This is a genomic window from Actinoplanes sp. NPDC020271 (assembly GCF_044388125.1).
GTDB lineage: Bacteria > Actinomycetota > Actinomycetes > Mycobacteriales > Micromonosporaceae > Actinoplanes.
Genome location: NZ_JBIRWQ010000025.1, coordinates 1 through 17,688, shown reverse-complemented (window position 1 = coordinate 17,688; position 17,688 = coordinate 1). Strand labels below are relative to the sequence as shown.

17 protein-coding genes are annotated in these 17,688 nt (G+C 67.7%); 12 read left to right on the top strand and 5 right to left on the bottom strand.

The features are described 5' to 3' along the window. The first annotated feature begins 13 nt into the window (after nucleotides 1-13). Complete coding sequence (locus ACH442_RS37425) at nucleotides 14-571, top strand: TetR/AcrR family transcriptional regulator (protein WP_396342842.1); 558 nt, start codon at nucleotides 14-16, stop codon at nucleotides 569-571. 114 nt (nucleotides 572-685) lie between these two features. Beyond that, a complete protein-coding gene (locus ACH442_RS37420) occupies nucleotides 686-2,155 on the top strand; it encodes a cellulose binding domain-containing protein (RefSeq protein ID WP_396342841.1) in 1,470 nt (489 codons plus the stop codon). A 110-nt stretch (nucleotides 2,156-2,265) separates the two neighbouring features. Here ACH442_RS37420 and ACH442_RS37415 read toward each other — a convergent pair whose 3' ends face one another. Next, nucleotides 2,266-2,868 carry a TetR/AcrR family transcriptional regulator gene (locus tag ACH442_RS37415; RefSeq protein WP_396342840.1) on the bottom strand — a complete coding sequence of 201 codons (603 nt, stop codon included), beginning with the start codon at nucleotides 2,866-2,868 and terminating at the stop codon, nucleotides 2,266-2,268. A 189-nt stretch (nucleotides 2,869-3,057) separates the two neighbouring features. Here ACH442_RS37415 and ACH442_RS37410 point away from each other — a divergent pair, with 189 nt between their 5' ends. From ACH442_RS37410 to ACH442_RS37400, 3 genes are all read left to right on the top strand, one after another. Then, nucleotides 3,058-4,626, top strand: coding sequence for an MDR family MFS transporter (locus ACH442_RS37410; RefSeq protein ID WP_396342838.1), 1,569 nt, complete (start codon nucleotides 3,058-3,060; stop codon nucleotides 4,624-4,626). Between the two features lie 280 nt (nucleotides 4,627-4,906). Next, on the top strand, nucleotides 4,907-6,496 hold the full coding sequence (locus ACH442_RS37405; protein WP_396342837.1) for a diguanylate cyclase: 1,590 nt from the start codon (nucleotides 4,907-4,909) through the stop codon (nucleotides 6,494-6,496). Nucleotides 6,497-6,616: 120 nt separating this feature from the next. Further along, nucleotides 6,617-7,420 carry an SAM-dependent methyltransferase gene (locus ACH442_RS37400; protein WP_396342836.1) on the top strand — a complete coding sequence of 268 codons (804 nt, stop codon included), beginning with the start codon at nucleotides 6,617-6,619 and terminating at the stop codon, nucleotides 7,418-7,420. Nucleotides 7,421-7,685: 265 nt separating this feature from the next. Here the strand turns inward: ACH442_RS37400 and ACH442_RS37395 are convergent, their stop codons facing one another. Beyond that, nucleotides 7,686-7,994 (bottom strand): hypothetical protein, encoded by a 309-nt coding sequence (locus tag ACH442_RS37395; protein WP_396342835.1) that lies wholly within the window; start codon nucleotides 7,992-7,994, stop codon nucleotides 7,686-7,688. 570 nt (nucleotides 7,995-8,564) lie between these two features. On the opposite strand from ACH442_RS37395, the gene ACH442_RS37390 reads away from it, so the two are divergent. Further along, nucleotides 8,565-8,801 carry a DUF397 domain-containing protein gene (locus ACH442_RS37390; protein ID WP_221324754.1) on the top strand — a complete coding sequence of 79 codons (237 nt, stop codon included), beginning with the start codon at nucleotides 8,565-8,567 and terminating at the stop codon, nucleotides 8,799-8,801. Between the two features lie 228 nt (nucleotides 8,802-9,029). Here the strand turns inward: ACH442_RS37390 and ACH442_RS37385 are convergent, their stop codons facing one another. Further along, nucleotides 9,030-9,920 (bottom strand): helix-turn-helix domain-containing protein, encoded by an 891-nt coding sequence (locus ACH442_RS37385; RefSeq protein ID WP_396342834.1) that lies wholly within the window; start codon nucleotides 9,918-9,920, stop codon nucleotides 9,030-9,032. Between the two features lie 353 nt (nucleotides 9,921-10,273). Between ACH442_RS37385 and ACH442_RS37380 the strand changes: the two genes are divergently transcribed. The 5 genes from ACH442_RS37380 to ACH442_RS37360 all read left to right on the top strand — a co-directional run bounded on the left by ACH442_RS37380 (nucleotide 10,274) and on the right by ACH442_RS37360 (nucleotide 12,429). Then, a complete protein-coding gene (locus tag ACH442_RS37380) occupies nucleotides 10,274-10,516 on the top strand; it encodes a hypothetical protein (RefSeq protein ID WP_396342833.1) in 243 nt (80 codons plus the stop codon). Continuing rightward, nucleotides 10,513-10,695: a hypothetical protein gene (locus ACH442_RS37375; protein ID WP_396342832.1), complete on the top strand. Its 183-nt coding sequence runs from the start codon at nucleotides 10,513-10,515 to the stop codon at nucleotides 10,693-10,695. The genes ACH442_RS37380 and ACH442_RS37375 overlap by 4 nt, the downstream gene beginning before the upstream one ends. Before the next feature lie 232 nt (nucleotides 10,696-10,927). Then, nucleotides 10,928-11,266, top strand: coding sequence for a winged helix-turn-helix transcriptional regulator (locus ACH442_RS37370; protein WP_396342831.1), 339 nt, complete (start codon nucleotides 10,928-10,930; stop codon nucleotides 11,264-11,266). A gap of 57 nt (nucleotides 11,267-11,323) precedes the next feature. Beyond that, nucleotides 11,324-11,938: a malonic semialdehyde reductase gene (locus ACH442_RS37365; RefSeq protein ID WP_396342830.1), complete on the top strand. Its 615-nt coding sequence runs from the start codon at nucleotides 11,324-11,326 to the stop codon at nucleotides 11,936-11,938. A gap of 191 nt (nucleotides 11,939-12,129) precedes the next feature. Beyond that, nucleotides 12,130-12,429, top strand: coding sequence for a DUF3040 domain-containing protein (locus ACH442_RS37360; protein ID WP_396342828.1), 300 nt, complete (start codon nucleotides 12,130-12,132; stop codon nucleotides 12,427-12,429). 140 nt (nucleotides 12,430-12,569) lie between these two features. On the opposite strand, the gene ACH442_RS37355 is transcribed toward ACH442_RS37360, so the two are convergent. Further along, on the bottom strand, nucleotides 12,570-13,406 hold the full coding sequence (locus ACH442_RS37355; protein WP_396342827.1) for a phosphoribosylaminoimidazolesuccinocarboxamide synthase: 837 nt from the start codon (nucleotides 13,404-13,406) through the stop codon (nucleotides 12,570-12,572). Between the two features lie 119 nt (nucleotides 13,407-13,525). Here ACH442_RS37355 and ACH442_RS37350 point away from each other — a divergent pair, with 119 nt between their 5' ends. Next, the gene (locus ACH442_RS37350; RefSeq protein WP_396342826.1) at nucleotides 13,526-16,618 is read left to right on the top strand and encodes a DUF3427 domain-containing protein; all 3,093 of its coding nucleotides are present in this window, start codon (nucleotides 13,526-13,528) and stop codon (nucleotides 16,616-16,618) included. 97 nt (nucleotides 16,619-16,715) lie between these two features. Here the strand turns inward: ACH442_RS37350 and ACH442_RS37345 are convergent, their stop codons facing one another. Next, nucleotides 16,716-17,414 carry a hypothetical protein gene (locus tag ACH442_RS37345; RefSeq protein ID WP_396342825.1) on the bottom strand — a complete coding sequence of 233 codons (699 nt, stop codon included), beginning with the start codon at nucleotides 17,412-17,414 and terminating at the stop codon, nucleotides 16,716-16,718. Between the last annotated feature and the right edge of the window lie 274 nt (nucleotides 17,415-17,688).

Below are 17,688 nucleotides of genomic sequence, written 5' to 3'. Positions count from 1 at the left end.
TATTCTGTGGCGCATGGCCCCCCGGCTGCGTGCGGATGCCCGCCGAAATCGCGCGGCCCTGCTCTCCGCCGCTCGCGAGGTCTTCGCGGAGCAGGGTCTGGACGCCTCGCTGGACGAGATCGCCCGCCGGGCCGGGGTCGGCAACGCCACGCTGTACCGGCGTTTTCCCAGCCGCCGGCACCTGATCGCGGAGGTGTTCGCGAGCCACATGACCGCCGCGGTCCGGCTCGCCGATCAGGCGTGCGAGCATCCGGATCCGTGGGCCGCGTTCGTCGGCTACCTCACCCGGGTCTGTGAGTTGCAGGCCACCGATCGAGGGCTGGCCGAGCTGCTGGTCACCGACGCGTTCGACGACGACGAGCGGCTTTCCGCCCTGCGCGCCGCCGCTCAGCAGCGCGCGGTGGACGTGCTGGTCCGGGCGCAGCGGGCGGGCCGGTTGCGGGCCGACTTCACCCGGCACGACCTGTGGCTGGTGATGATGGCCAACGCCGGGGTGAACCTGCACGCGAAGGAGCCGAACGCCTGGCGCCGCCAGTTGTCCCTGGTCATCGGCGGCCTGGCGACCCGGTGACGATCCGGTCACCGTGCGGCTTTTAAGGATCTTTAAGGCTTGTGCCGGAGAACCTTAAGCCGCGCACAGCCAAGAATCAGCTCCGTCACCATCCCCCGTGATCGGAGTTTCGACATGCAACGCAGCCGTCTGCGGCTCGCCATCTACTCCACGGCCGCGGTGCTCGCGGTCGGCGGCGGCATCGGCGCGGCCGTCGCGGCCACCACCAGCACGGGCACCCTGTCCGCCTCCTTCACCAAGGAGAGCGACTGGGGCACCGGCTACCAGGCGCACTACACGATCACCAACAACACCGGCGCCGCGGTGAACGGCTGGCAGTTGGTCTTCGGTCTTCCGGCCACCGCCAAGCTCGGCAGCGCCTGGGACGCCACGGTGACCACCAGCGGCAACGTCGAGACCGCGAAGAACGCCTCGTGGAACCCGACGATCCCGGCCGGCGCCTCGGTCTCGTTCGGTTTCGTGGTGGCCGGTCAGGGCGATCCGATCAGCTGCACGATCAACGGCGCGGCGTGCACCGCCGGTGGAGCGACCGCGGCCCCCACCGCGACGGCGACCGCCACGGCCACGGCCACGCCCACCAAGACGGCCACCGTCGCGCCGACGAAGACCGCGACGGCCACCCCGACGGCGACCGTCACCGCGACGCCCACGAAGACCGCGACGGCCACGCCGACCGCGACGTCGACCAGCGGGTCCGGTTCGTCGAGCGGGGTGCTTGTCGCCCCGTACGTCGATATGGGTGTGCTCTCCAACGGCGGCACCCTGTCGTCGCTGGCGACCGGCGGCAACGTCAAGTCCTTCAGCCTGGCCTTCGTCACCGCGTCCGGTTGCAAGGCGAGCTGGTTCGGCGCGTTCGACCCGCGGGCCAAGCAGTTCAGTGACCAGATCAGCGCGATCCGCGCGGCCGGTGGCGACGTGAAGGTGTCCTTCGGTGGCGCGACCGGCGTCGAACTGGCCCAGGCCTGCACCTCGACCACCGCGCTGCAGGCCGAGTACCAGGCGGTCGTCGACGCGTACAACCTGAAGTACATCGACCTGGACATCGAGGGCGCGGCCTCGGCCGACACCGCCTCGATCAACCGCCGCTCGACCGCGCTCGCCGCGCTGCAGAAGGCCAACCCGGGCCTGAAGATCTCGCTGACCCTGCCGGTGCTGCCGGAGGGCCTGACCGCGGACGGCCTGAACGTGGTCAAGTCGGCCAAGAGCGCCGGCGTCGACCTGGACCTGGTCAACATCATGGCGATGGACTACGGCCGCTCCGGCCAGGACTACGGTGACCTGGCGATCCAGGCCGTCAAGTCCACCAAGGACCAGATCAAGTCGCTCTACGGCAACTCCGACGCGGCCGCTTTCAAGATGGTCGGCGTCACCCCGATGATCGGCAAGAACGACGACAGCGGCACGTTCTCGCAGGCCGACGCGAAGGACCTGGTCGCGTTCGCCAACACCAACCACATCGGCTTCGTCTCCTTCTGGGAGATGCAGCGCGACAAGAACGCCTGCAACGGCGCGCTCTTCCAGTGCACCAACGTGACGCAGACGGCGTTCGAGTTCTCCAAGATCTTCGCCGGCTTCAAGGGCTGACGGCCGGCTCCACCAGCGCGGCCCCGGGCGGAGACGTCCCGGGGTCGCGCTTTTTCACGATCAAGAGCCGATGACGACGTACGCCGGAAGCGGTCTTGATCTGGTGCGGGTCAGGCGAACCCACGGCCGGCGTCGGCGAGCGAGTCCCGCGCGATGTCCCAGAAGTTGACGTCGGGGCGCCGTTCCAGCCAGACGTTGAGCGACACGCGCAGCACCGCCAGGAACGTCGCCGCGATCAGCGTGGCCCGCACGCCGAGCGGGTCCTCGGCGCCCAGCCGCAGCGCGACCTCGGCCGAGATCTCCCGTTCCAGCGCCGCGAACGTCTGCACCTGCGCGGCCGCGAGCGACGGATGCCGGCGCACCATCCGGCTGCGGGCGATCCACTCCGGGTCGAGGTCGCCGAGCTCACGGTAGAAGCCCTCGGCCGCCGCGGTCAGCGCCTGCCACGGGGACGACCCGGCCGGCTGCTCGTGGATCATGCCGGCGAGCAGGCGCATCCGCTGCAGGTCGCCGTAGAAGAGGGCCTCTTCCTTGTTGGCGAAGTAGTTCGAGAAGGTGCGCCGGGAGACGCCCGCCTCGTCGGCGATCGCCTCGACCGTGACGTTCTCCGGCCCGTGCTCGAACGCCAGACGCAGCGACGCCTCGTGCAGCGCCTGCCGGGTGGCCGCCTTCTTGCGCTCCCGCAGGCCCGGCTCGGACGTCGTCTCGGTCATGCCGACACCTCCGCTGCGCTCCGGCGTCGGCATGACTTCTTGACCGAGCCAACTGATGCGCTCGCGAGCTCGCTCATGGCAGAGAGAGTACTGGCGACGAACGTCACTTCCCAACGGGAAAGTTTGCTCAGTGCGCAAGCGTTGGCGATAGTTGTATTGAGCAACCATTACGAACGAAGGGCAGCGCACATGAGTGCCCCACAAACCAAGGCGATGACCCATCGCGAGATCCTCGAGGCGCTCTCCGGGCTGCTGCTGGTGCTGTTCGTCGCGCTGTCCAGCTCCACGATCGTCTCCACGGCCCTGCCGACGATCATCGGTGACCTCAACGGGTCGCAGACCCAGTACACCTGGGTCGTCACCGCGACCCTGCTGACCGCCACCGCCTCCACCCCGATCTGGGGCAAGCTGGCCGACCTCTACAGCAAGAAGCTGCTGGTCCAGATCGCGATCGTGGTCTACGTGCTCGGCTCGATCATCGCCGGCCTGACGCAGAACACCGAGCAGCTGATCGCCGCCCGCGCGTTCCAGGGCCTCGGCATGGGTGGCGTGCAGGCGCTCGTCCAGGTCGCCATCGCCGCGATGATCCCGCCCCGCGAGCGCGGCCGTTACAACGGTTACCTCGGCGGCGTCATGGGCCTGGCCACCGTCGCCGGCCCGCTGCTCGGCGGCGTGATCGTGGACTCGGCGCTCGGCTGGCGCTGGTGCTTCTTCATCGGCATCCCGGTCGCCGTCATCGCACTGGTCGTGCTGCAGAAGACCCTGCACCTGCCGGTGCTGCGCCGGGAGAACGCGAAGATCGACTACCTGGGCGCCACCCTGATCGCGGCCGGCGTCAGCGTCATCCTGGTCTGGGTCTCGTTCGTCGACAGCTCGTTCGGCTGGGTCAGCTGGCAGACCTTCGCCATGGTCGGCGCCGGTGTCGTCCTGCTCGCCCTGGCCACCTTCGTCGAGTCGCGCGCCGCCGAGCCGGTCGTCCCGCTGCCGATCGTCAAGCAGCGCACCACCGCGCTGGCGATCCTGGGCAGCCTCGCGGTCGGCATGGCGATGTTCGGCGGCTCGGTCTTCCTCGGGCAGTACTTCCAGATCGGCCGTGGCTACAGCCCCACCGAGGCCGGCCTGCTCACCATCCCGATGATGTTCGGGCTGGCCGGCGCGTCGACCGTCGCCGGGCGGCTGATCACGAAGAGCGGCAACATCAAGCCGTACGTCGTGACCGGCACGATCATCCTGGTTCTCGGCTTCGCCGGGCTCTCCGTCCTCGACCACGACACCCCGCTCTGGTACGTCGGCATCGCGATGTTCCTGGTCGGCGCGGGCGTCGGCATGTCGATGCAGAACCTGGTCCTCGCCGTGCAGAACACCGTCGCCCTCAGGGACATCGGCGCCGCCAGCTCGACGATCGCGTTCTTCCGGTCGCTCGGCGGCACGATCGGCGTCTCGGTCCTCGGCGCGGTCCTCGCCCGCCGGGTCTCCGACTCGATCACCAGCCAGCTCGCCGCGACCGGCGCCTCGCCGTCCGGCAGCGGCTCCGGGATCAGCGCGCTGAACCTGGGCAGCCTGCCGCCGGCAATCCAGCACATCGTGCGGTCGGCGTACGGCGACGCGACCGGGCACATCTTCCTGATCTCCATGGTCATCGCCGTGGTCGGCGTGATCGCGGCGGTCGCGATGAAGCCGAGCAAGCTGCGCAGCACGGTCGACCTGGCCGCGCCCAAGCCGGCCGACGAGCCGGAGCTGGCCGTCGCCGCCAAGTAACCCTTCCTCCGCTCCTCCTCACCGGCGCCCGGGCTCTCCTGCCCGGGCGCCGGCTTTTCGGCTGGCTTCCCGGGGTCTCAGAGATGCTGAGGTCCCCGGGAAGCCAGCCGACCGGTCTCGCCTGCGCAGGGGGCGACTCAGATCACGGTGTCGAAGGCGAAACCTTTTGTTGACACAGAGCTAACCTCGGTTGACGGAGCGCTGATCATCGGCACGGTTTTCCTCAGCCCACGTGCCCCGCGACCGAATGGTCCAGCTGACCGCGGAGAGGAGCACCGGCTTGAACGAGCGCGAGATGGACGCCGAGACGCTGTCCACAGTCCTGCTCACGATCGAGGACCGGCGATCCTGGGACGCCCACGCCGAACTCGATCGCACGATCGAGCTGGAACGGGCCGCCCACCGCCTGGGCGACGAGCTGCTCGTCGCGCGGGCCCGGCTCTGCCAGATCAACATGCGGATGCGTTGTGGCGACGTCGCCGCCGCGGCCGAGCAGATCTGGCACGTGCACCAGTGGGCCGTCGAGCACGACGCCCGCCGGCTGCTCGCCCGCACCCATCTGGTCTGGTCCGCCATCCACCTGCACCTCGGCGATGCCGAGCAGGGCTTGGAGCACGCCGTTCTCGCCGTCGAGCTGCTCGACGAGGACGCGACCGAGCACATGCAGATCTGGCACCGGACGAAACTGGCCGACGCGCTCTACTTCGCCGACGACATCGAGACCGCGCGGGTGCGTTACGACCAGGCCGAGGAACTGGCCATGCGGCTGGGCTCGCCGGCGCTGCTGTGTCTGCTGAACAACTATGCGTACGTCGAGGCCTGCTCCGGCAATCAGAAGCACGCCGTGGAGCTGGCCGACCGTCTGCAGTACCTCTCGGTCGAGTGGGACATCCCGCTCGAGCCGGCCTTCCTCGACACGATCGGCTCGATCCAGGTCGGCGACGGGCAGTTCGTGGCGGCCGAGCAAACCATGCGCCTGTGCCTGGCCCGGCACGCCGAGGGCAAGTGGGACGACGCCAACGACATGGCGCAATACCTGGTGACACTCGCCCAGGCACAACGCGGCCTCGGGCAGTACGACCTGGCCCAGGCCAGCCTCGACGAGGCGTACCGGCTCTGCCTGGAGCGTGACCTCGGCGAGTCGCTGGTCCGCATGCACCAGGAGCAGGCCGAGCTGCACGCCGCCCGCGGTGACTACGCGGCCGCGTTCGCCGCGCACAAGAAGTTCTTCGAGGTGCACCACCAGCAGCAGTCCCTGCAGCGGGAGGCCCGGGCGCGTACTCGTCAGGCGATGTTCGAGACGACCGAGGCGCGGCAGGAGGCCGAGCGCTTCCGCGAGCAGGCCCGCCGTGACCCGCTCACCGGCCTGCACAACCGGCGTTATGTCGACGAGCGCCTTCCCGGCCTGATCCGGACCGACCCGGCGCTCACCGTCGCACTGGTCGACCTGGACCACTTCAAGCAGGTCAACGACCAACTCTCGCACGATGTCGGTGACCAGGTGCTGGTCCGGGTCGCGCAGGTGCTGACCCGCGAGGTCACCGCCGCCTGCCCGGAGGGTTTCGTGGCCCGGATGGGCGGCGAGGAGTTCCTGGTGGTGTTCCCGGGCATGCCGACGCCCCGTGCCACCGCCTGCCTCAACAGCATCCGCCGCGCCATCCGGAACCAGCACTGGGCGCCGATCACGCGGCACCTGCCGGTCACGGTGAGCATCGGTGTGGCCGGCCCCGGCGACGCCCCGGAAAGCGGCCAGGCGCCCCTACTGTCCACAGCGGACAGTCATCTGTACGCTGCCAAGCACGGCGGACGTGACCGCGTGGTGTCGGCAGCCGATCTTCGGGGGTATGCCGGGCACGCCTCAGCCGCCTGAGAGCTTCGTGCCACTCCGTGACCACCTTCGGATTCCGGGGGTGATATCGGTCAATCGTTGGCGCTAGGCTTGACGGACTGTCGAAGATCGACGGTGGATGTCGGGCGCAAGGAGGCGGTCGTGCAGCACGAGGTGGCGCCACCCGGGGTCAACCCCAACGTCCCGCATTCCGCCCGCATCTACGACTACTGGCTCGGCGGCAAGGACAACTTCGCCGTCGATCGCGCGGTCGGCGAGGCCATGATCCAAGCCATTCCCGGCATGCGCTACATGGCCGGGGAAAATCGCCGTTTCGTCCACCGGGCCGCCCGTGACCTGGTCGCCAAGGAGGGCATCCGCCAGTTCCTGGACGTCGGCACCGGCATCCCGACCTCGCCCAACCTGCACGAGATAGCGCAGTCGATCGCCCCCGAGACCCGCGTCGTCTACGTCGACAACGACCCGATCGTCCTGGTCCACGCGCGCGCCCTCATGCTCAGCCACCCCGAGGGCCGCAGTGAGTACATCAGCGCCGACATCCGTGACCCGCGCTCGATCCTCGACGACCCGGTCCTCACCGACACGCTCGACCTGACCAAGCCGGTCGGCCTCACCCTGATCGCCATCCTGATGCTGCTGGCCGACGAGGACGACCCGTGGTCGACGGTCGCCGCGCTGCGCGATGCGATGCCGTCCGGCAGCTGCCTGGCCATCACACATCCCACGGCGGATTTCAGCCCCGACGAGGTGCACCAGGCCGTGGCCGCGGCCACCAGCGCCGGGATGACTCTGGTCGCCCGGACGCAGGAGGCGGTCGCCCGCTTCTTCGGCGACTGGCAGCTGCTCGACCCGGGCCTGGTCCCGGTCTCCGCCTGGCGTCCGGACGCGCAGGTCGACAACCCCCAGGCCGCCTATTACTGGGCCGGGGTCGCGCGCAAGCCCTGATCCGCGCCCCTCGTTCGTGCTCCCTCAGGTTTTCTTCCACGCAATGGACCTGAGGTGCACCCCGATCGGCCCCGCCCACTGCCCGGGCGGGGCCGATCCTTTGCCCACGAATGTGGCCGCGTCGCCGGCCGGTGCGACAGCCGGCGACGCGGCTTCCTACTCACACACACCACCTGGAGAACCCCACTCCGGTGGCCGAACCGCCCGATAACGGGATGGACCGGATGGGTGGCCCAGCACGGGGAACCAGGCCACCCACCCGGCGTCAGACGGGCGTGTCTCGCAACACCCGAAGTCGCGGCCGTTTGCAGGCCGGCGGGACCGGCACGCGGCCGGCACGGATCAGAACCTCCCGGACGACGCCCTCGCGCCCGTCCGGGTCAACCACGATGCCACGCACGCCGAGCCAGGTCTCACCCTCGTGCGGGATCGGTTTGTGCCAGTCGACCCGGACCACGCGGAGCCGGATCGGGCCGATGCCGTAGCAGTAGTCGGACTCGGCGAACTCGTGCACCGGCCAGCGCGGCCGGGACGGTCGCAGCCGGTCGTCGCGGACCCGTGGCGCCGAGGCCATCCACCGCGAACGGGCGTGCGGATGACCCACGGACCGGTGCCCGTGACAACGAACGAGTTCAATCGCGCGCGTCGGACTCACCCTCCTCGGCCGGCGGCTCGGCGACGGTTGTCCCGCCGGGCCGACTCAGTGCGTAACGAACACCGCCGAATCGGTGACTGACCGCGCTGGCCCTCGTGGAGGCGGCGACCACCTCGTCGGTGATCTCCGCATCCCGGTAGACCGGCGGCGGATTGCCCCGGCGCGAACTTTCGGACGCACCGGGGCTGCCCGGATCGGGATGTTCTGGGCCGATATTAGGTATCGACATCATCGTCACCTCTCGCTTGAGCGCCCCCGCCAGGGAGCCTTGCGCCGAGGCCGCAGACTGTCGCTCCGCGACCGACCCATCACCGAAAGAAGTTCACTCTGTGTGACCCTCCTTCGATGGACTCACGTGCGTTATCATGCTCAGAATCCCGTGACTACGCAAGGCCAGATGCACGTGCATTTGCATCACCGCCCGAAATAGCCATGTGGACAACACATCCCGGGTCGAACGGCGATCCGGGCGAACCAAGGGAGCTTGGAATGACCTACGTGGTCAACGGCATGCCAGCCGGTCAGCTGCAGGGCGTGACCTGGCAGAAGAGCGGCCGCAGCAACCCGAGTGGCAACTGTGTGGAGTGCGCTGTCCTGCCCGGCGGCGACGTCGCCGTGCGCAACTCCCGCGACCCCGAGGGTGCCGCGCTGATCTACACCCGCGCCGAGATCGAGGCGTTCCTCGGTGGCGTGCGGGACGGGGACTTCGACAACCTGCTGGCCTGAACACCAGCGCGCCGGGCAGACCCGGCGCAGACACGAACACCCGCTGGCCTGAACACCAGCCGCGCCGGGCAGACCCGGCGCAGACACGAACACCCGCTGGCCTGAACACCAGCCGCGCCACCCGGCCCGAACGCCAGTCGCGCAAAAAATAGGTCCGGCCGGCTCGCACCCGGCCGGACCATGACCACAAACAGCGGGCGGCCCACCGGGCCGCCCTTTTCTATGCCGTCAGATCGGGCGCCCGACCTCGTTCAGCAGCTTCCCCAGGATCTCCGGCGTGTGGTTCGGCGGCTCGGCGTCGATGCAGACGCGCTCCATGGCCATCGCGTACTGATCCACGTCCTCGCGCTTGTCGAGGTAGATGGCGCTGGTGAGCTGCTCCACGTAGACCACGTCGGGCAGCTCCGGCTCGGGGAAGCGCAGGATCGCGAACGGACCACCGGCCGCCGCGTGCCCGCCCGCGGTGAACGGGATGATCTGCAGCCGGACGCTCGGCAGTTTCGACGCCTCGATGAGCGCCTCGATCTGACCCCGCATCACGTCGACGCCGCCGATCGGGCGCCGCAGCACCGCCTCGTCGATCACCGCCCAGAGCTGAGGGCCACCCGAACGGGTGAGAATCGCCTGCCGCTGCCGGCGCACCTCGACCCGGCGGTTGATCTCCTCGGCGCTCGCACCGGCGTGCCCGAGCATGATCACCGAACGCGCGTATTCCGGCGTTTGCAGCAAGCCCGGGACGAACTGGATCTCATAGGTACGAATGAGGGTGGCCGCCGCCTCGAGCCCCAGGTAGGCCTGGAACCACGACGGCAGGACGTCGTTCAGCTGCTGCCACCAGCCGGGGTTGTTGGCCTGACGGGCCAGGCTCAGCAGCTGCTCACGTTCCTGGCTGTCGGCCACCCCGTACAAAGTCAACAGGTCCGCGACGTCGCGTTCCTTGAAGCTGACCCGGCCGAGCTCCATCCGGCTGATCTTCGACCCGGAGGCGCGGATCTCATACCCCGCCGCCTCGCGAGTGATCCCTCTCGACTCACGCAGCTTCCGGAGCTGGGAGCCGAGCAGAATGCGCAGCACGGTCGGGCCGCCGCCCGGCGCCTCCTCCTGCGTACCCGCGCTCACCTGACTCCTCGTCGCCACGTCGTGACTGCCGGAATGCAGTCGGATGCATCCTAGAGCGGAGATCGTCTACCGCGAAACAGTGTCAAGCCTAGTCCTGCGGTGGCGAATGCGCGCTCGGATGCACGTGCAGACGGCCTTGCGGACGCACTTGATGACGAGCATGATAGCTGACAGGAACGTACCGACTGCTAACGCAGCGTGCCGAAAACTTCGGCTGCTCGGTTGTTGCGCGCAGTCGGCGCTGCCTGCTGGCCCCTGAACGCCGCCTCGAGAGCTGTGGAGGCACCGCGATGTCGAACTGGTTGATGACGTCCACGCCTACGGTCACCCCGCCTCAGCGGGACCCTGCGGATGTGGCGCCATCCGAGAGCTACCGTCCGGCCGACCCGGTCTGGGTCTACCGCGACGGGTGGCGCGCCGGCGTGATCGAGGCGGCCTCCCCGCGGGCGGTCACGGTGACCTACCACCCCGGCACGCACCGCGGCACCGGCGTCGACACCTTCACGGCACCCTATGTGACGTCGCGCGAGGACGACGACCCCACGCTCGACAACCGCGGTCTGCGCCTGGTCCGGCGGAAGCCTCTCGCGTCATGACCGGCGCCGTCACCGTCGCCGCGATCGTCGGCCTGCTCAGCCTCTTCTCCGGCGTCGCCCTCGGGTGGTACCTGCGGCGCACCAACGACTGGTGCCCGACCTGCGGCGAGCAACTGACCTGTGGGGACTGCAAGATGAGCGTGCACTGGCCGGAGCAGGCCGCCGCTTCCCATCACTGATTCTCTTCCGTAGTGGTCTTCTGCTCTGACCGCGCCCACCCACGGAGGCCGCCCTTGCGAGCTGAGCGTTCTGGGCGCCCCGCGCCCTGCTCAGCTCGGAAGGGTCCCCGCGGGAGCAGCGGGCCTGAACCACGGCGGACCTAGGACATGAAGTTCGTGAATTTGATCGTGTCATGTCGGGTGGCCGTCTACACGAATGTTGACGGCGACCGGCACGTGTAGCTTGGCATCCATGCAGGCGGCGGAGGATCCGATCACGTCGTGCCGCGGCAAGGACGCCTCGCTCGCCCGCGCGTTCGAGTTCCTCGGCCGCCGGTGGAACGCTGAGGTGCTCGGCGCCCTGCATCGCGGGCCGTCCGGCTTCCGCGAGCTGTCCCGCGCAATCGACGGGATCAGCGACTCGGTGCTGTCGAATCGGCTGTCCGCCCTGACCAGCGCCGGCTTGATCATTCGCGCGGTGGCGGCCGGCCCGCCCGTCTCGGTGTCATATTCGCTGACCACGGCCAGCCGCGCCTTGATGCCGGCGCTGGAGCAGATCGCGCTCTGGGCGGACGAGCACCTGCCTCGGTGAGTTTGTTCACGCAACTTCCCAGTGGCATTTTCCTTTCCGGTCGCTAGCTTTTCAGAAGTGGATACTCTTTCCGAAGCTGGCCTGACCGAACTCCCCGCCGAAGGCCGCAACCTGCTCTTCACCGACGCGCGCACCGCCTCGTTCTTCGCGCCGACCCCGGTCACCGACGAGGAGCTCAGCGAGATCTGGGACCTGGCCAAGTGGCCGCCGACGCAGGCCAACACGCAGCCGCTGCGGGTCCTCTACGTGCGCACCGCCGAGGGCAAGGAACGTCTGGTCAAGCATCTCGCCGAAGGCAACCGGCCCAAGTCGCAGAGCGCGCCGGTGGTCGCGGTGCTCGCACTCGACACCCAGTTCCACGAACACGTGCCGCAGGTCTTCCCGCACAACCCGGGCCTCAAGAACGTATTCGAGGAGAACCCGGACAAGCGGATCGCGGACGGCACGTTCAGCGCCGCCCTGCAGGCCGGCTACTTCATCATCGCGGCGCGCGCGGTCGGGCTCTACGCCGGCCCGATGACCGGTTTCGACAAGGCCGGCGTCGACGCGGAGTTCTTCCCGGACGGCCGCTTCAAATCGCTCGCCGTGGTCAATCTCGGTCACCCGGGCGAGAACGCGTACCGTGACCGCCTGCCCCGGCTGGACACCGCCACCACCCTGCAGTGGGCCTGATTCGCAAAAAGGGACGGTCCGGCAGTTAACCGCCGGACCGTCGCGCTTTTTCCCGTACGGCGTAACAGTGTGTAAGTTCACGCGTGCACTGTGCTGATGCTCGCGTGCCCGTCTGGTGACAAACGCGGTTGACCGCCCCCAGGAGGGGGTAGTTTCGATCCCGTCCATCCTCGCCATGGAGGTGACGGCGCGTGCTCGAGCCGCGGGAAAAGCAGGAGTTCGACGGCCTGGTGGCCCGTTTGCGGGATACCGACCCAGGCTTCGCACGCCGGGTCGACCGGCTGCGACTCCGCCAACGCAGACGCTGGCTGGTCACGGCGATTCTGCTGTGGACCATCGCGCCGATCTGCCTGTTCTACGGCGGGTGGACGGGCGCGCTGGAGGCGGTGCTGGCGGTCGGGTATGGCGCCTGGCTGATGCACAAGCGCAACCGCGCCGACCGCTCCTCCTCACCCTCGTCGCCGGATCGCCGCCCCACCGCGGAAGCCTAGGGACGAAATCCCGCGCTCGGCCGGCTCGCCGCCCAGGACCATTGGTGCCGGCTTGCTGCCCAGGACCATTGGTGCCGGCTCGTCGCCTGGGACCAGTGGCGCCGGCTCGTCGCCTGGGACCAGTGGTACCGGCTCGTTGCCTAGGACCATTTGTCCCCGGTGAGGCGCTCGTAAACCTCGACGTAGCGCGCCCTGGTCGCCTCGACCACCTGCTCCGGCAGCTCCGGCCCCGGCTCGGACTTGTCCCAGCCGTGTTCGCGGATCGCCCAGTCCCGCAGCACCTGCTTGTCCAGGTAACGCTGCACATCACCGGGCTGCCACTCGTCAGCCGCCCAGAACCTCGACGAGTCCGGCGTGAGCAACTCGTCGCCGAGCTTCAACTCGCCGTCCTTCGTGCCCAGCTCGATCTTCGTGTCCGCGATCAGGATCCCCCTGGTCGCGGCGATCTCCGACCCCCGGCGGTAGATCTCCAGCGTGATCCGCCGGAACTCCTCGGCCTGGTCCTTGCCCTCCTGCTCCACCACCTGCTCGAAGGTCATCGGCTGGTCGTGCCCGGCGCCGACCGCCTCCTTCGTGCTCGGCGTGAAGATCGGCTCCGGCAGCCGCGACCCCTCGACCAGCCCGGGTGGCAGCGGGACCCCGCTCACCGCTGCCTCACGCTGATAGTCCTTGAGCCCGGAGCCGGCCAGGTAACCCCGGGCGATGCACTCCACCTTCACCATCTCGAGCCGCTCACAGCGGATCGCCCGCCCCGCCCACTCCTCCGGCACGTCGGTCGAGGAGATGACATGGTTCGGCACGACATCGCTGAGCTGGTCGAACCACCACAGCGACAGCTGGGTGAGAATCTTCCCCTTGTCCGGAATCGGCGTAGGCAGAATCACGTCAAAGATCGAAATCCGATCCGAGGCGACGAGGAGCAGGTCGCCCCCGTCCGCATAGACATCCCGAACCTTGCCGGAGTGCAGCAGCTCCACGTGATCCCCTCAAATGTGGCAGGTAGGCGTGCCTGCTCACGCTATCGAACCGCCGAATACCGCACTGATCGCGCCCAGTTTTTGCCTTCTCCTGGCGACGGTCGGGCAAACTGACCGCTGTGTCTGATGACCTGACGGCGGGGATCTACGAGGACATCGTCACGGAGTCCCTCCTCGCCAAACTCGCCCACGTCGATGAGCAGCTGGTCAAGCGTCAGGGGGTGCGTCCCGCCGAGGCCCCGGACCGATTCGCTCGGCTCCTTGCCGAGCAGATCGAGCGGGCCCTGGAGACGGTTCGCGAGGAGGACCGGGTCAGGGTCAGCGTCGAGGTCGCCCGGACCCTCCTCGAAACGCTGCACGAACGTCTCCCCAAAGCCGGATCCACGGGTGAGCGCCCACTGGCCGCTGGCGAGAACCTGGTCGGCATCGGCACCTACGACCTGGGTGGCAGCCCGCGCTTTCCGCGCCGGCCCAAGATTCCGTTGATCGACACCACCCTGTTGACCAACGCACCGGGTGAACCCCGAGTCGGCCACCAGGTGCACACCGAGATCGAGTCGGCCGACGGCATCGACGTAGTCATGGCGTTCATTCGGCGCAGCGGTCTGCGGCAGCTCATGGACGCCCTACGAAAGCACTGTGAACAGGGCAAGCCGCTGCGGGTGTTGACGACGACGTACACCGGGTCGACCGAGCGGGAGGCACTGAATCAGCTGACGGCGCTCGGCGCTGAGGTGCGGGTCTCCTACGACCTTACGACCGCTCGGCTGCACGCGAAGGCCTGGCTGTTCCACCGGCACGGGCGGATGAGCACCGCCTACGTCGGTTCCTCCAATCTGACCCACTCGGCGCAGATCGACGGCATGGAATGGAACGTCCGCGTCTCCGCGGCCCGCAACCCGGACGTGGTCAGCAAGGTTGCGGCCGTCTTCGAAAGCTACTGGGTCGGTGGCGACTTCGTGCCGTATGTCGAGGAGCAGTTCCGTACGGCCATCGAGGCCGGTCAGCGGCGCGGCGACCGCCACGAAACCACACTGAGTCCGATCGAGATCCGCCTAGAACCCTTCCAAGAACGGTTACTGGAGAAGATCGAGGTCTCGCGGCAGAACGGTTGGCACCACAACCTGCTGGTCTCAGCGACCGGCACCGGCAAAACGGTCATGGCGGCCGTCGATTACGCGCGCTTACGCCAACGCCTCGGGCGAGCCCGGCTGCTCTTCATCGCGCATCGCGAGGAAATCTTGATCCAGAGTCGGAGCACTTTCCGACACGCGATGCGAGATCACACCTTCGGCGAGCTCTGGTTGGGTGGACAACGGCCGGAGTCGTATGAGCACGTCTTCGCGTCGATTCAGACCCTGGACCGTTTCGGGCCGGAGAACCTGGTTGCTGACCACTTCGACGTGGTCATCATCGACGAGTTCCATCACGCGGCGGCCAACTCGTACGAGAAGATTCTCCAACACCTCAAACCGCAAGAGCTGCTCGGCCTGACCGCTACTCCAGAACGCGCCGACGGGCTCACGATCCTGCACTGGTTCGGCGGCCGGATCGCTGCTGAGCTGCGCTTGTGGGACGCGATTGAGCAGCACCGGCTCTCCCCGTTCGTGTACTACGGCATTCACGACGGCACCGATCTCACCCACATTCCATGGCGCCGCGGCCAGGGCTACGACCTGACGGCACTCACCGAGGCGTACGTCCGAAACGACAGCTGGGTGCGATTCGTCTACGACCGTTTGCTGAACCACGTCGACGACGTCGGAACCATTCGGTGCCTCGGCTTCTGTGTGACCGTGGAGCACGCCCGCTACATGGCCGACCAGTTCCAGAAACTGGGCGTCGCCGCGGTCGCCGTCGACGGCACCAGCTCGGATACCGAGCGGCGAGGAGCACTTCGCGGCCTTGAGGACGGCCGGATTCAGGTGGTCTTCTCGGTCGACCTGTTCAATGAAGGCGTCGACGTTCCCGCGGTCGACACCCTGCTGTTCCTCCGCCCGACCGAAAGCGCCACTCTGTTCCTCCAGCAACTGGGTCGCGGCCTGCGGCTCAAGGAGGGCAAGACGGTCTGCACGGTGCTGGACTTCGTCGGCTCGCACCGCCGCGAGTTCCGGTTCGATCAGCGGTATCGCGCCCTGCTCGGTGGAAGCCGGAAGGACTTGGAGAACGCCATCGAAGAGGGCTTCCCCTATCTGCCGGCCGGCTGCCACATGGAGCTGGACTCGGTCGCCCAGGACGTGGTGCTGCGCAGCATCCGCGAGGCTATCCCGGCCACCTGGCAGTCGAAACTGCGGGAGTTGCGGGCCCTCGCGCAAACCCGCGAAACGGTGACACTCGCCGATTATCTGACGGAAACCGGGCTCGAGGTGGCCGACATCTACGCCAACAACCGGTCCTGGTCCGAGATGCGAGAAGAAGCCGGCCTGCCGGTCGCTGCGGCCGGGCCGGAGGAGAAGGCACTACGCCGTGCGCTCGGGCGGATGTATCACGTTGACGACCGACAGCGACTGACCTCATATCGAGAATTGACCGCATCAACCCCTCCGGACCTGGAAATGCCGGACGGCACCCGACGGCGGCTGCTCCGGATGTTAACGGCGTCTCTCGGCAATCAGGTATTCCAGAAGGAGACTGCACTCCACGAGGCGGTCAACCTGGTCTGGTCACACCCACAGGTTATGGCGGAGTTTCACGAACTCATGGAGGTACTGCGAGACGCGCCCGACCACATGCAGGAGGCGGCTCTGCCCGACGTGCCGCTGCAAGTCCACGGTCGTTACACCCGCATTGAGATCCTCGCCGCAGCCGGCGAGGGTGAATACGCTAAGACGCCGGATTGGCGTGAGGGGGTCAAGGACGCCAAAGGCATCGGCGCCGACCTACTGATGATCACGATCGACAAAACCAGCGGCGACTTCTCGCCCACCACCCGTTACCGGGACTATGCGATCAGCCGAGACCTGTTCCACTGGGAGAGTCAGTCCACGACCAGTGCCGCCAGTGCGACCGGGCAGCGCTATCAGAATCACGTGCGGCTGGGCCGCTCGATTCTGCTCTTCGCCCGGGCTCGTGCCAGCGACCGGTCGTTCTGGTTCCTTGGGCCGGCCGAATACGTCAGCCATGAAGGTGAGCGCCCGATGGCCGTGACGTGGCGACTCAAGACGCCGCTCTCTGGAGACCTATATGCCCAGTTCGCCGCAGCAATCGCCTAGGGCTGGCAGGTGGTGCGACGCACGCCCTCAGCTAGGAATCAGACACCGTCTACGACCATCGACCGATAGCGTTTTCCTCGCCTGGTGACGCCGGTCGTCAGCTCCGGAGAAAGCGGCCGTCCGCAGAATCGGCGAAGGCGGATCCGGACTTCCAGATCGCACCGACACTGGCCGCTTCGAGCAGGCCCATCAAATCCTCGGTGGGCCTGCTCGGAACCAGAACTGCTAGATCGACGTCGAAGTCGAGATAGCGTCGGTAGTCATACAGCTGCCCGATTGCGTATCGCAAATGGTCTCGGTTGGCTTTCGCCTTGACTTCGATCAGGACTTCGGCCATGGGGTCGTACAGATCAACGCGGAGCGTCGATGTGGGCGTTTTGATGGAAATTCCGCGTAGCCGATCACCTTTGCGATCCCGCCAAGACCGGAAGTCTTCACGCAGCGCCGCCTCGGCCTGCTCGGCTGCTCGCACGGCCTCTTTGGTGACGACGGCCACCGGTTCCACGCTGGGCAACTCGGGGGCAACGATGCGGATATCGACGTCGTCCAGGTGATTGATCACCATGCCGCTGGTCAAGAGGGACATCCGCAGTCGCGCTTGAATCACAGCACGTTGAAGGGCCGCCCGATTCCCCCGCATGCGGTCCCACAGCGCTAGGGGCTCGCCCGTAATCGGCTTCCCGCCGGTACCCGGACGGTCGGTTCCGGCGAAGTTGGCAACCCGCCAGCTAATTGAAGCAGGGCTGCGTCCTAAAAGCTCCGCAATCTCCCGGACTTCCGCGTCCTTGGCTCCCACCGACCGACCCCGACGCTGCCAGAGATCCCCAACAATCAGGTACTCGTCATTCAACCAAGTCGTGCGGTCACGAGAACCCAATTCGCTACCCCCGCTCAGGACGGCGCAATCGGGGCGCCCGTGATCAGCCGCGTAGTGGCGCACAGCCGATCACGTGGTGCACTTGCGCAGGGGCTAGGTGTGATATCCGGGGACGTTGGTCGAGGAAGTGTGACCACTCGATCTGAGGATTGTTGATCCATCTCGCGAACAGGTGAAGGCCTCCAGCAGTGCA